At 72.0% G+C, this 13,804-nt stretch carries 11 protein-coding genes and 3 pseudogenes; 12 read left to right on the top strand and 2 right to left on the bottom strand.

The features are described 5' to 3' along the window. Positions 1-78: 78 nt before the first annotated feature. Positions 79-795: pseudogene (locus M6G65_RS17470) on the top strand (ATP-binding protein); the annotation flags it as partial. A gap of 133 nt (positions 796-928) precedes the next feature. On the opposite strand, the pseudogene M6G65_RS17465 reads toward M6G65_RS17470, so the two are convergent. After that, positions 929-1,659: pseudogene (locus M6G65_RS17465) on the bottom strand (YoaK family protein). A gap of 266 nt (positions 1,660-1,925) precedes the next feature. On the opposite strand from M6G65_RS17465, the gene M6G65_RS17460 reads away from it, so the two are divergent. From M6G65_RS17460 to M6G65_RS17420, 9 genes are all read left to right on the top strand, one after another. Next, a complete protein-coding gene (locus M6G65_RS17460; RefSeq protein ID WP_024828435.1) occupies positions 1,926-2,189 on the top strand; it encodes a hypothetical protein in 264 nt (87 codons plus the stop codon). A 330-nt stretch (positions 2,190-2,519) separates the two neighbouring features. Further along, the gene (locus tag M6G65_RS17455) at positions 2,520-2,861 is read left to right on the top strand and encodes a hypothetical protein (protein WP_238195012.1); all 342 of its coding nucleotides are present in this window, start codon (positions 2,520-2,522) and stop codon (positions 2,859-2,861) included. Positions 2,862-2,982: 121 nt separating this feature from the next. Then, entirely contained in the window at positions 2,983-4,350 is a 1,368-nt protein-coding gene (locus M6G65_RS17450) for an efflux RND transporter periplasmic adaptor subunit (protein WP_071000282.1), read from the top strand. 11 nt (positions 4,351-4,361) lie between these two features. Next, positions 4,362-7,610 (top strand): efflux RND transporter permease subunit, encoded by a 3,249-nt coding sequence (locus M6G65_RS17445; protein WP_250102630.1) that lies wholly within the window; start codon positions 4,362-4,364, stop codon positions 7,608-7,610. A 5-nt stretch (positions 7,611-7,615) separates the two neighbouring features. Continuing rightward, positions 7,616-8,176: a threonyl-trna synthetase gene (locus M6G65_RS17440; RefSeq protein ID WP_089231486.1), complete on the top strand. Its 561-nt coding sequence runs from the start codon at positions 7,616-7,618 to the stop codon at positions 8,174-8,176. A 39-nt stretch (positions 8,177-8,215) separates the two neighbouring features. Continuing rightward, the gene (locus M6G65_RS17435; protein ID WP_250102629.1) at positions 8,216-9,157 is read left to right on the top strand and encodes a cation diffusion facilitator family transporter; all 942 of its coding nucleotides are present in this window, start codon (positions 8,216-8,218) and stop codon (positions 9,155-9,157) included. A 15-nt stretch (positions 9,158-9,172) separates the two neighbouring features. After that, the gene (locus M6G65_RS17430) at positions 9,173-9,343 is read left to right on the top strand and encodes a hypothetical protein (protein WP_159392781.1); all 171 of its coding nucleotides are present in this window, start codon (positions 9,173-9,175) and stop codon (positions 9,341-9,343) included. A 100-nt stretch (positions 9,344-9,443) separates the two neighbouring features. Continuing rightward, positions 9,444-9,734, top strand: coding sequence for a hypothetical protein (locus M6G65_RS17425; protein ID WP_024828429.1), 291 nt, complete (start codon positions 9,444-9,446; stop codon positions 9,732-9,734). Between the two features lie 144 nt (positions 9,735-9,878). After that, positions 9,879-10,178 carry a hypothetical protein gene (locus M6G65_RS17420; RefSeq protein ID WP_127992114.1) on the top strand — a complete coding sequence of 100 codons (300 nt, stop codon included), beginning with the start codon at positions 9,879-9,881 and terminating at the stop codon, positions 10,176-10,178. A gap of 848 nt (positions 10,179-11,026) precedes the next feature. On the opposite strand, the gene M6G65_RS17415 is transcribed toward M6G65_RS17420, so the two are convergent. After that, on the bottom strand, positions 11,027-11,347 hold the full coding sequence (locus tag M6G65_RS17415; RefSeq protein ID WP_043075179.1) for a hypothetical protein: 321 nt from the start codon (positions 11,345-11,347) through the stop codon (positions 11,027-11,029). Between the two features lie 87 nt (positions 11,348-11,434). On the opposite strand from M6G65_RS17415, the gene M6G65_RS17410 reads away from it, so the two are divergent. After that, a complete protein-coding gene (locus M6G65_RS17410) occupies positions 11,435-11,707 on the top strand; it encodes a metal-sensing transcriptional repressor (RefSeq protein ID WP_024828426.1) in 273 nt (90 codons plus the stop codon). Positions 11,708-11,717: 10 nt separating this feature from the next. After that, a pseudogene (locus M6G65_RS17405) lies at positions 11,718-13,048 on the top strand (MFS transporter). Positions 13,049-13,804: the final 756 nt, after the last annotated feature.

Genomic DNA, 13,804 nt, shown 5'->3' with positions numbered 1-13,804 from the left:
GGCGGCTACCTGACCTTCCGCTCGGCCCACGCGCCGGGCCTCGCCCGCCTGGGGGCCTGGGCCTACCTGGCGACGGCGATGGCCATCCTGGTCGGTGTCGCCGCCGTGGTCGTGGTTCACCGCATCGCCGGCCCCCTGCGCGAGTTGACCCGCGCCACCGGGCGGATCGGCCGCGGGGCGGTCGTACCGGTGCCGGAGGTGGGGCCGGACGAGACGCGTGGGATCGGGCGCGCGCTGAACGCCATGCAGGACCGCATCCACGGTCTCGTCGCCGAGCGGACCCAGGCGCTGGCGGCGGTCTCGCACGACCTGCGCACGCCCATCGCCCGGCTCCGCCTGCGCCTCGACCGGGTCGAGGACGCCGACGAGCGTCGCGCGATGGCGGCGGACCTCGACGAGATGCAGGCCATGGTCGAGGCGACCCTGGCTTACGTGCGCGGCGGCGACGACCCGGAAGCGCGGCAGGCCGTCAACGTCGCGAGCCTCCTGATGGGGGTGGCGGACGCCTCGGCGGACGCCGGCCGGGATGTCGCGTATGCCGGCCCCGGACGGGCGCTGGCGGAAGTGAGGCCGGTCGCGCTTCGGCGGGCACTGGAAAACCTCGTCGACAACGGCGTCCGCTACGGCGACCGGGTGCGCATCGCCCTGGGCTTCGAAGACGGTGACCTCGTGGTGCACGTCGGCGACGACGGGCCCGGTATCCCGTCGGAGGACGTGGCCCGGGCCTTCGAGCCGTTCGTGCGTTTGGAGGCGTCGCGAAACCGGAACACGGGCGGGACCGGCCTGGGACTGACCATCGCGCGACGGGCGGTCGAGGCCGAGGGTGGCAGCCTCCGCCGGCGAACCGGCCCGGGGGAGGCCTACGGGCCGAGATCCGCCTGCCTCGGCCGGGCGGGCGCGGTCAGGGCGGCGTCCCCCCGGCCGGCCCTCAGCGCGCGGTCGCCGGCGCGTCGGGGTGCGCGTCCGGCTGCGCCGACCGCGCGTTGGACACGTAGGCGCTGCCCGGCAGCGCCAGCGTCAGTAGCAGCGTGGCTGCCGCCAGCGCCGCTGAGAGCGCGGCGGGCACGAGGAAGGCGTCGGGCCCGAGCAGCCTCTGCAGGAAGCCGCCCGCGACCGCCCCCGCGGTCAGGCCCCCCAGAGCGGGGCCTGGAGCCAGAAGGAGGGCGCGGGTTCGTGCAGGACCATGTTCGCGAGCCCGGTCCCGAAGCGCACGACCGTTCCCGTGACGTAGGTCAGCGCAAGGCTTCGGCCGCCCTCGTCCTGCAGCGTCGCGTTGAGGATCCCCAACGCCAGCACGACCGGGTACGCGTGAAGCGGGAACGCCTCCGGTCCCTCCGGCAGGAGGTTGCCGATGGACAGCAGCACGGCCTGGACGCCGAGCAGGACCGAGAGGCGCCACCGGCCGGCCCAAGCCGCCAGAAGCGTCCCGACGAAGGCGCCGAAGCAGAACAGAGAGATGGTGCTGCCGAAGCGCATGGCTCCCGGCCAGTCGAAACCGCTGGCCGCGACCCCGAAGCGGGTCGTGTTCCCGCTCATGAACGACATGAACAGCTGCGAGTGTTCGAGGAATCCGATCGAGTCCGCGGAGCCCGCCAGCGCGGCCAGCGCGATGGCGAGCGGCACGCGCGTCGCTGGGCTCGACGGGAAGGATTTGTCCATTCGTCACCTATGATCTTCGGGTGGGTGTTCCGGCCTCGCTCGGTCGCGCCGGGCTGCCGCCAGGGTTAAGGCCGCCCCGTGGTCGCGGCTTTTCCGGACGGTGACGAAGTGTGTCGACGCGATCGTCCGGGCTGCGACAGGCCCGGATGCCCGTGTGCGGAGCGGACACACTTCGTCACCGACGCGGCGACCGGCAGACATACGGGTCGTCTATCTCGGGTCCCGAAGCGGTCGGCCCGACCGCAGACCGGACAGGAGATGGACCCATGAAGAGGACGCTCACCGCCGCCCTCGCCGTCGCGACGCTCGCCGCGGCCGCGCTGCCCGCGCTCGCGATCGACGGGCACGGAAACGCGGCGAACCCCGAGCGCGCGGTCCCGAACACCGGCGGCGTCTCCGGCGGACCCGCCCACCGCGACGATCCGCGGGTCCGTGAGTCGCAGGAGCGGCGGTCCGACGGCACGCCGGCGCACGGCGCCAACGACGGCCACGCCCACGGGCACAGCCAGGACGCCAGCGGCAAGAGGTGACAGCCGCGCGGGCGGTGGAGGCGAAGGGTGGAGATGCCGTCATGCGACTGCTGCCCCTCCTCGTCGTCTTCGCGGTTCTCGCCGCGAGCATCGGCTACGCGCTCGCTTGAGCCGGCCCGCGCGACAAAGGGTTCACGGTGCGTCGTCTGCCCCTCAAGCGTGCCGTGGAACGCCCGCCCCGACGCCAGTCGGGGCGGGTACGTGGGGGCGCCCGGACAACCTTCGCTCCGGCCGGCGACCTGGATGGCGATGGCTTGCGGTCGAATCCTCTAATCGGTCATAAGGGCGGTGATGCCAGCGGCGCGGAGCCATAGGTCCTTCGGGGCGGTCATGGGGTGGTGGTCGACCGCCGCGCGCGCGCTCGCCCTGGTCCTGGCGCTCGCCATGGCGGCGCCGAGCGCCGGAATGGCCTCTGACCTAGCGTACCACCAGGGGCATCACGGGCACGGCCGCACGGAACTCGCCGTCGCGTCCGACGAGGGGGCGGCTGCGGATAGGGCCGCCGACCCGGGTGTGCACAGCCATCTCCATTGCGGCTGTCACCTCGCCGTCAGTCCGCATGGCACGACTGCGGCCACGCCTGTCATGGCCTCGCGCCTGAGTTACGCGCGGGTCGCCGCGTCCGTCCGCTCGGTCTTCCCGGACCGCCTGCCGAGGCCCCCGCGCGCCTGAGGCGACGCTGCCACGGGCGCGTCCGCGCGGAGCTGATCGCTTCCGGGGCGTCGCCGCACGTCACCCAGCATCAACGACGGCGCCGTCCCTGACGGCGCACGGTCTCGGCCGAGCGAACATCATGCGCATCTTTCTGACCGCGGTCCTCGTGGCCGCCGGCGTCTTTGCGGGCGCCACCCTTCCCGCCGTCTCCGGCTTCGTCCGCGGCCTCCTGACCGCGGTCGGCGTGCCGCCGTCGATGGTCACGTACGCCGCAGGGCCGGCTACAAGTGCCCCCGCCAAGGAGCCAGCCAAGGGACCCGCCGAGACCGCGGACGACGGCCACGACCACGGCAAGCCCTCGGCCGGGAAGGCCGACGGCCAGGCGCGCGGCGAGCACGAGCACTCCGAGTCGGAGGGCGAGGAAGGCCACATCAAGATGAGCGCCGAGCAGGTGGAGAACCAGGACATCAAGGTCGCCAAGGCGGAGGGCGGGACGATCTCCCGGCACATCCTCGCGCCGGGCACCATCACGCCGGACACCGACCGGATCGCCCGGGTCCCGGTCCGGGTCGTCGGCACGGTGTCCGAGATGCGCAAACGCCTGGGTGACGACGTGAGGAAGGGCGACGTCGTCGCCGTGCTCGACAGCCGCGAGGTCGCCGACGCCAAGAGCGAGTACCTCACCGCCATGGTGCAGTCGGACCTGCAGAAGATCAACTTCGAGCGCCAGCAGAAGCTGCTGGCGTCCGCGGCGGCGTCTCAGGCCGCGTACGACAACGCCAAGGCCGTGTTCCAGGAGAACCAATTGCGCGTCGACCTCGCCCGGCAGAAGCTCTCTGCGCTCGGCCTGAACGCCGCGGAGGTCGCCGCCGCCCAGAAGCGCGACGAGGCGACGCCCAACGCCTCGACGCTGCGCCAGTACGAGCTGCGTTCGCCGCTCGCGGGCCGGATCGTCGAACGCAAGGTCGACGTCGGCACCGCGGTGGGCAAGGAGGGCGACCCCGCCGACGTGTACACCGTCGCCGACCTCTCGACGGTCTGGATCGAGCTCTCCGTGCCGACCTCGGAACTCGCCAAGGTGAAGGAGGGCGCGGAGGTCACGGTCACCCCGGACCAGGGGGACGGCGAGCGGAAGGCCCGGGGCAAGGTCATCTTCGTCAGCCCGCTGCTCAACGCCGACACCCGCGCCGCGCGGGTCGTCGTCGCCCTGCCGAACAAGGACATGTCCTGGCGCCCGGGGACCTACGTCACCGCCGAGGTGGACGTCTCGCGCGACGACGTCGCCGTCCGCGTGCCCAAGGCGGCGGTCCAGACGGTCGAGGGCAAGAGCGTCGTCTTCGTGCGGACGCCGGAGGGGTTCGAGAAGCGCGAGGTCGAACTCGGCCGGTCCGACGACGACGCCGTCGAGGTCGCCTCGGGCCTGAAGGCCGGCGACGAACTCGCGGTCGGCAACACCTTCCTGCTGAAAGCCGAGCTCGGCAAGTCCGAAGCCGACCACGACCATTGAGGGGACGGACCATGATCGCCCGCATCCTCGACTTCTCCGTCCACCAGCGCTGGCTGATCCTCCTGCTGTCCCTGCTCGCCGCCGGCTTCGGCGGCTACGCGGTGACCAAGCTGCCGATCGACGCGGTGCCCGACATCACCAACAACCAGGTGCAGATCAACACGACGGCGCCGTCGCTGTCGCCGGTCGACATCGAGAAGCAGGTCACCTACCCGGTCGAGACGGCGCTCGCCGGCATCAAGGGCCTCGAATACACCCGCTCGCTCTCGCGCAACGGCTTCTCGCAGGTCACCGCGGTCTTCGCCGAGACCCTCGACATCTACTTCGCCCGCCAGCAGGTCGCCGAGCGCCTTGCCCAGGTCAAGAAAGACCTGCCGCCGGGCGCCGAGCCCGCGATGGGCCCGATCTCGACGGGCCTCGGCGAGATCTACATGTGGTCGATCCACTACGCGAAACCGGGCGACCGCAAGGTCTCGCAGGGCGGGAAGCCCGGCTGGCAGCCGGACGGCAGCTACCTGACCCCCGAGGGCCAGCGCCTCAGGACCCCGCTGGAGCAGACCGCCTTCCTGCGCACGGTCCAGGACTGGATCATCCGGCCGCTGATCAAGACCGTGCCCGGCGTTGCCGGGGTCGACGGGATCGGCGGCTTCGAGAAGCAGTACCACGTCCAGCCCAATCCCACGAAGCTCGCGTCCCTGGACCTGTCCTTCGCGGACGTCGGGCGCGCCCTCGACACCAACAACGCCAACCAGGGCGCCCGCTACCTGGAGGACAACGGCGAGGGCTACGTCGTCCGCGCCGCCGGCCGCCTGGAGAACATGGACGACATCGGCAACGTCGTGGTCGCGACCCGCGGCGGCATCCCGGTGCGGATCAAGGACATCGCCGAGGTCCGCATCGGCCGCGACCTGCGCACCGGCTCGGGCAGCGAGGACGGGCGGGAGGTCGTGGTCGGCACCGCGCTGATGCTGATCGGCGAGAACAGCCGCACGGTCGCGGCCGCCGTCGACGCCAAGATGGACCAGATCCGCAAGAGCCTGCCGCCCGGCGTCGAGGTCCAGACCGTCCTCGACCGGACCCGCCTGGTGGAGGCGACCGTGAAGACGGTGGCCAAGAACCTGTCCGAGGGCGCGACCCTCGTCATCGTCATCCTGTTCCTGCTGCTCGGCAACATCCGGGCGGCGATCATCACGGCGCTGGTGATCCCGGTCGCCATGCTGATGACCATGACCGGCATGGTCGAGGCGAAGATCTCGGCCAACCTGATGAGCCTCGGCGCCCTCGACTTCGGGCTGATCGTCGACGGGGCGGTGATCATCACCGAGAACGCCCTGCGCCACCTCGCCGAGAAACAGCATGCGCTGGGCCGGACCCTCGACACCGAGGAACGGTTGCAGACGGTGCGGGCCTCGGCCGAGGAGATGATCAAGCCGTCCCTCTACGGGCAGGCGATCATCATCCTGGTCTACGTGCCCCTGCTGACCTTCACCGGCGTCGAGGGGAAGATGTTCCAGCCGATGGCGCTGACCGTGATCATCGCGCTGGTCGCCGCCTTTGTGCTCTCGCTGACCTTCGTGCCGGCGCTGATCGCCATCGTCATCACGGGCAAGGTCACCGAGAAGGACAACCTGATCATCCGGGCGCTCAAGGGAGCCTACCGGCCTGTGCTCGGCGCCGCGGTCAGGGCGCCCTTCGCGTTCGTCGGCGGGGCCCTGCTGTTGCTCGTCGTCGCGGGAGCCTTGTTCACCCGGCTCGGCACCGAGTTCATCCCGACGCTGGACGAGAAGAGCATCGCGCTCAACGCGACCCGCATCCCCTCGACCTCGCTGAGCCAGTCGCAGGCTATGCAGCTCAAGGTCGAGCAGGTGGTCTCGAAGTTCCCGCAGGTCGCCTACGTCTTCTCGAAGACCGGCACCGCCGAGGTCGCCTCGGACCCGATGCCGCCGAACTCGTCCGACACCTTCGTGATCCTCAAACCGCAGGAGGAGTGGCCGGATCCGGAGCTGCCCAAGGCGGAGCTGCAGGAGCAGATCGAGAAGGCGGTCGGGCAACTCGCCGGCAACGTCTACGAGTTCTCCCAGCCGATCCAGCTGCGGTTCAACGAGCTGCTCGCCGGCAGCCGCGGCGACCTCGCCGTGAAGGTGTTCGGCGAGGAGTTCGAGCCGATGCTCAAGGTCGCCAACCAGGTCGCGGCCATCCTCAGGGGCATCGAGGGCGCCGAGGACGTTAAGGTCGAGCAGACGGCGGGCCTGCCGTTCCTGGAGATCAAGATCAACAAGGCCGAGGCGGCCCGCTACGGCCTCAGTACCGGGGCGATCCAGGACGTCATCGGCGCGGCGATCGGCGGCCGGGACGCCGGGGTCGTGTTCGAGGGCGACCGGCGCTTCCCCATCGTGGTGCGCCTCACCGACACGGTGCGCGAGGACCGGGAAGCCCTGGAGAACATCCCGGTGCCGCTGCCGCCCGGCCTGAACGGCCGGGCGACCTCGGTCCTGCTCAAGCAGGTCGCCAGCTTCTCCGTCGCGGAGGGGCCGAACCAGATCTCGCGCGAGAACGGCAAGCGCCGGGTCGTCGTCACCGCCAACGTCCGCGGGCGCGACATCGGCTCGCTCGTGGCGGAGGCCCAGGTGAAGGTCGGGAGCGAGGTGCAGCTGCCGCCCGGCTACTACGTGACCTGGGGCGGGCAGTTCGAGAACCTCGCCTCGGCCAAGAAGCGGCTCGCCGTCGTGGTGCCGGTGTGCTTCTTCCTGATCTTCCTGCTGCTCTACTCGGCGCTGGGCAGCCCGCGCGACGCGCTCCTCGTGTTCAGCGCCGTGCCGCTGGCGCTGACCGGTGGCATCGTGGCCCTGTGGCTGCGCGGGATGCCCGTCTCGGTGCCGGCGGCGGTCGGGTTCATCGCGCTCTCGGGCGTGGCGGTGCTGAACGGCCTCGTGATGCTGACCTTCATCAAGCAGCTCGTAGCCGAGGGCCGGCCGAAGCGGGAGGCGATCCTGGAGGGCGCCATGACCCGGCTGCGGCCGGTGGCGATGACCGCCCTCGTCGCGTCGCTCGGCTTCGTGCCCATGGCCATCGCCACCGAGACCGGCGCCGAGATCCAGCGGCCGCTCGCCACCGTGGTCATCGGCGGCCTGATCAGCGCCACCCTACTGACCCTGGTGGTGCTGCCGGCCCTCTATGCGCGCTTCGGCAAGGTCGAGCCCGCGAAGGCGGCCCAGCGGCCGGGCGAGGCGGCCCCCCGGCACCTCAAGGCGGCGGAGTAGGCGCGATGCGGGAAATCGCCGGACTCGCGACGGCCACCGCGCTGTGCGTCCTGAACCTGTCGCACGCGGCGCGGGCGGAGGAGGCCCCCGGCCGCGAGGCCCCGTTCGGTCTCGCCTGGGGCCCGGTCGCCACCGTGCCGCGGCCGCTCAAGGTCGACCGCGAGGCGAACCTGACCGGCCTTTACTATCCCAGCGGGTGGGGGCCGGCCACCGGATCGGAGACCGCGGAGGTGGTCCTGGTGGTCTGCCGGGACGAGGGACTCCAGGAGATGGTCTGGGTCGGCGTGCCCCTGTCCGGGGAGGCGCTGGAGCGTTCGCGCAGGACCATCCACGACGAGGGCGTGCGCCGCTACGGCGAGCCCGGGCCCGGCCCGTCGGCAGGTTCCGAGGTCTGGCCCGGCGGCCGTGCGCTCCTTGCCAGCCGCGGGACCGCCGACGGGCGGCGCCAGCTCGTGATGGCCGCCTTCGGCCCGGGCTACGCGGCCTGCTCGCAGGCCCATCGCGCCGCGACCGGGCATCCGGCCGGCGCGCACGTCGCCGACCTCATCGGGACGGACGGTCCGTGAGGCCGCCCCCTCGCAACGCAGCACATCCGGAAGGTAGGCATGGGACACGGACACGCGCACGGCGGCGGCCATGGGCACTCGCACGGCGGTGGCATCCCCTCCGGCTCGGCGGCCGCCCGGAACAAGGGGCGCCTCGCCTGGGCATTGGCGCTGACCCTCACGTACATGTTCGCCGAGGTGGTGGGCGGCCTGCTCACCGGCAGCCTGGCGTTGCTCGCGGACGCCGCGCACATGGTCACCGACGCGGGCGGTCTCGCCCTGTCGCTGCTCGCCATCCACTACGCGGGCAAGGCCCCGACGCCGGGCAAGAGCTTCGGCTACATGCGCTTCGAGATCCTGGCGGCGCTCGCGAACGCCGTCGTGCTGCTCGGGGTGACCGTCTACATCCTCTTCGAGGCCTACCGCCGCTTCGTCGAGCCGACCGAGATCCTCGGCTGGCCGATGATGCTGGTGGCGCTCGTCGGCCTCGGCGTCAACCTCGCCAGCATGCGACTTCTGTCGGGCGGATCGTCCGAGAGCCTCAACGTCAAGGGTGCCTACTTCGAGGTCTTCTCCGACATGCTGGGCTCGCTCGGCGTCATCGTCGCGGCGCTCGTGGTGATGTGGACCGGCGTTCGCTGGGTGGACCCGCTGGTCGGGGCCGGCATCGGGCTGTTCATCGTCCCGCGGACGTGGCGCCTGCTGAGCGAGGCCCTGCACATCCTGCTGGAGGGGACGCCCCCGGGCGTCGACCTCGCGGCCCTGAAGGCCGAGATCGAGGCGATGCCGGGCGTCCGGCGCGCCTACGACCTGCACGCGTGGACGCTCACCTCCGGGTTCGACGCGATGAGCGGCCACGTGGTGGTCGGCGACCCCGCCGGCGGTCCCGCCGTCATCCGGGCCGTCCGCGGGCTGATGAAGGAGCGGCACGGCATCGAGCACGTCACGGTCCAGGTCGAGGACGAGGCGCTCGCGGCCGAGGGCGCGCACCTGCCGGTGTGACCGGGGGCGTCGGACATGAGCAAGAAATCGGAGCGGCTCCAACCCGACTGGACGTCGAGGCCACGCGGCAGGCGACGCGTCAGGCCCTACGTCCGCAAGGCCGCCAACCGGGCGATGGTGGTCTACTCGATGGGGATCGCTGTCGCGCTGCTTCTGATCATGGCCATGAAGGGCAGGTTTCATTGAGGTGCCCGTCGTGGATCGGGATGTGCTCCGGCGAGGCCGGCCTTTGTCAATCGCGCGCGGGCGCACGGGAGGTTTCGGGGGCGATGCGAGGCGATAGATCATGAACAGCGAGCAGACGCATCACTTCGCGGTGACCACCACGGCGATGATCGCGGTATTGCGGACATCCACGATAGCGATGATGCATCTCGTCATGCAAAAATTGCCGCCTCACGAGCGGGAAGTGGTCTTCCGCGAGATCGCCAGCACGATCGGCGACCTGCCCCCCGACTACACCCAGGAGAGCCCGGTCGGGACGAGGTTCTACGAGGAGGTGGTGGCCGAGGCGCCGGAGCTCGCGAAGGCGTTCGCGCGGGACCTGCGCCGGACCTTCGACCGAAAGGATCCCTGACGCCGGGGGCCCGGTGCGGCCGGCCCGCGGCTCCCGGAACGGCGAAGATCGCCGCGCGACCGCCTTCCCGCCCCGCCGGGCGGACCTCGGTCCGATCGGGGGATGTCTCGGGGGACGGCCCTCGGAAGTGCCATGAGGATATCGATGGGTTCGAGGGACCGACGTTCTCGGCGGCGCCGTTCCGGCAGCCGCGTCGATGGTGGGCCCGGGGAGCCCGCGCGGCCGGCCCGGCCCGCCACGGCCGTGCTCCTGGCGGGCGTGGCCGCAGCGCTCGGCGTCCCCGAGGCGGCCTTCCGCGATGGCTCGGCGGCGCTGGCAGAGCACGCCGAGACGGCCGCGATGTTGCAGGCGTGGCAGGGCCTGCGCCACCGGGCGGACCGCCAGGAGGTCCTGGCCCTCGCGCGCGCCCTGGCGTTGGCGCCCCCTGGCGGGCCGGGCCAATGACGACTCCTGTTCGGGGCCGCGGCGGACCGGCATCGCGGGCGACAGCTCGCACCAGCCCCGGCCGGCCGGCTTCGGAACGACATCCCAGAACCGAGCGGCGACGTTGAAGACGTTGCGCCCGCTCGCCGCCTCGCCGCCTCGCCGCGGACCGTGACCGCCGGACGCTCGCCGACCAGGGGCATGCCGCCTGCGCGCACCGCGGGGCCGACACGGACCTTCGACAGGTCGGCGACCGAGTAGAGTTCGATCTCCAGGTTGTCCCGCCCGACCGCGGCCCCAGGGTCGACGCGGCGCTCGGCGATCTTGCCCGCGATGTGTGAGCGGATCTCCTGACGCTCGCACTGTGCCTCCGGCTGGTTCGACAGGCGTCGATCTCGGCCGTGCCCGGGCCCGGGAAGATGAGCTTGCGCCGGGCGGCGTCCTCCCTGACCTTGAGGTCGGGTAGCTCGCCTGCGAGCGCAGGTACTGCCGCTCGGACATGATGCGCTTGGCACAGAGGACCTTGTCGCGCTCGAACACCGGCCTCCGGGGGGCGGCGGACACCCTGGCGACGGGGTGCTCGCCCTTCGATTCGGTGATCTCGCGGCCGTCGAGCGGGGTGACGACCTCGCCCTTCGCCATCCGGTCGCCGCGGCCCATGCGCAGCTGGCGACCTCGCCGGTCGTCTTCGCCGTGATGGGCGCGGCCGGCATCCTGCGCCCCGAGCCGCCACGTCGCGATCAGGAAGCCGTCGGCGATGGTCAGCGGCGCGGGGAGGGGACGCCTGAACATGTCGATGCCATGGGCGGTCGGCCGCAGGCGTGGGCGCGCGGTGCCGCCGTTCGAGTGCAGGTACCGGACAGGCTTCCTCACGCCCTCAGTGGCTCGAACGGCTCCCGGACCCTGCCAGCGGCATGCACGGGCCGGTCGCCGACCGGGAACGTCGTGGCCGTCCAGGCGGCGCCCCCGGCGGCCGGAGCGAGAACGGGCATCGCGTCCTGCGCGCGGGATTGGGCGTGGTCGGCCAAGTCGTCCTCGGCATGCCGGCCCGCGCCATGGTCGTGGTCGGCGAACGCGTGCACGACAGGCGTCGTAGCCCCACGACGACCATCGACCATCGTCGGCATGACCAGGACGGCCATCGGCGCGAATGCGAGGGCCGCCGCCATGAGACGCCGCCACGAGGACACCCGACCCCCCTCTCTCGGAGCGAGCCAGCCGACGCCGGAACGTCGATTTCCCTTCTCATATCCTATCCGGGGGGATAGCACGTCGACATGGAACGTGCGCACGCCTCCCACCCGGACATCGTCAAGCGCCTGAGGCGCGCCAACGGCCACCTCGCCGGCGTCATCGCCATGATCGAGGAGGGCCGCGCCTGCGTGGACCTCGCGCAGCAGCTCCACGCGGTCGAAAGCGCCATCGCCAGCGCCAAGCGCGTCCTCATCGAGGACCACATGGAACACTGCATCGGCGACGGGGTCGGGGACGGCGGCACGACAGCCAAGGCCGCGCTCGCCGAGTTCAAGGCGCTGGCGAAGTACCTGTGAGGCTCGCCCGATGCTGAGCGTCCTCGCCGACCGTACCTACCGGCACCTCTACGCCGCGCAGGTCATCGCCCTGATCGGCACCGGCCTGCTGACGGTCGCACTCGGGCTGCTGGCCTATCGCCTCGCAGGCCCGGAGGCCGGCGCGGTGCTCGGCATGGCGCTCGCCATCAAGATGGTCGCCTACGTGCTGGTGGCGCCCGTGGCGAACGCATTCACCGGGCGGTTGCCGCGTCGCGCCTTCCTGGTTTCGACCGACCTCGTCCGCGCCGCCGTCGCCCTGATCCTGCCGTTCGTCGGCAGGTCTGGCAGGTCTACGTCCTCGTCTTCGTGCTTCAGTCCTGCTCGGCCGCCTTCACCCCGACCTTCCAGGCGACCATCCCGGACATCCTTCCGGAAGAGCGCGACTACACCCGGGCGCTCTCCCTCTCACGGCTGGCCTACGACCTGGAGAACCTGCTCAGCCCGGCGCTCGCTGCGGTCCTGCTGACCGTCATCGACTTCCACTGGCTGTTCGAAGGGACCGTGGTGGGCTTCCTGTGCTCGGCGGCGCTCGTCGTCTCAGTCAGCCTGCCGAGCCCGAAGTCGACCGAGCGCCGCGGGATCTATGACCGGACCACGAGGGGTCTGCGCATCTACCTCGCCACGCCCCGCCTGCGCGGGTTGCTGGCCCTGAACCTCGCGGTGTCGGCGGCCGGCTCGATGGTCATCGTCAACACAGTCGTGATCGCGCAAGCCATCCTGCACCGGCCCCAGAACGACGTCGCCGTGGCGCTCGGGTTGTTCGGCGGTGGCTCGATGGTTGCGGCCCTGCTCCTGCCGCGGGCGCTCGACCGGCTGCCGGACCGGACCGTGATGCTGCTTGCGGCGGGTCTCCTCGGCGTCGGGCTGCTCGCCTTCGCCGCGACGACCTGGGGAGGCGTGATCGGCTGGCCGATGCTCCTCACGACCTGGCTCGTGCTCGGGGCTGGCTACTCCGCCGCCCAGACCCCGACCGGGCGGCTGCTCCGGCGCTCGGCCACGCCCGAGGATCGGCCCGCGGTGTTCGCGGCGCAGTTCGCCCTGTCTCACGTCGCTTGGCTCATCACCTATCCGCTCGCGGGGTGGCTCGGCGCAGAGGCCGGCCTGCCGGTCACGCTCGCGGTCCTGGCTGCGCTCACCCTGGCGGCCGTCGCGGCGGCGGCCGTGCTGTGGCCCGCCTCGGATCCGGACGTCGTCGAGCACGCGCATCCCGACCTCTCGCCCGACCACCCCCACCTTGCGGGCGCCGGCCGGGGCCGGCACGTCCACGCCTTCGTCATCGGCGACCTGCATCCCCGGTGGCCGACGGCTGGGCCGGGCTGAGGCCGGCACGCACCGGGCGCTGCCGGCGGAACGCCAGGGCGCCGGTCCCAAGCCGTGCGCCCCATGCCGTCCACCGGGCGGGCCGCCGGCTGCGGGGAGGCTTGCTCGTCCCCGACATCTGCGTCTGACCGCGGTCTGCCGCAACGGCTGCGCATCCCGGTGGCCAGGCCGGCAGCCGCCCTGCGCGGGCCGGGCGGTGCTGCGCGGGACCGATGGGCGGGCGGCCAACTGTTCCGTCCTCGCATCCCGAAGCGCGCCGGAAGCGCGCCGCCGTTGCGGCTGGCGGCGTCGTGGCGTCCGGGACCGTCGTTCGGTCAAGCCACCGAGCCACACTCCGACTCGGCCATCGGGTGCCGCCCGGCCTTGGCCGGGTGCGCGGTGGCCCGGGCCACGGCCCCGGGTGTCGGGCGCTTCGCCGCTCCCCACGAGATGCTGAAGGTCCGGCGTGGATCGGCTCGGACCGCATTCCCCTCGGTCGCCTGACGAGCCGAGCCGCGCGTGGCGTCCCAGGAAAGGGGCGGCACGTCCCCCGAGTGGCCATCCAACCCCATGACGCGCATCGAAGTCTCGCCCGCGAAGGACTTGAGCGTCCACGACCAGCGGGGGGACGACGATGCGTCCGTCCACGGGATCCCGCCCCGGGGCCGCGACGACGGGACGTTTCAGATGCCGTGTTTCCGCGCGCCGGGAATGGGCCGCGCCGCAGCGGCGGCGATCCGTTGCCTTGTGCCAAGAAACCGCGCGCGGCATCCTCAA

This window comes from Methylobacterium tardum, from assembly GCF_023546765.1.
GTDB lineage: Bacteria > Pseudomonadota > Alphaproteobacteria > Rhizobiales > Beijerinckiaceae > Methylobacterium > Methylobacterium tardum.
Note: the sequence above shows the minus strand (reverse complement) of the source record. Positions and strands in the feature narration are given on the sequence as shown.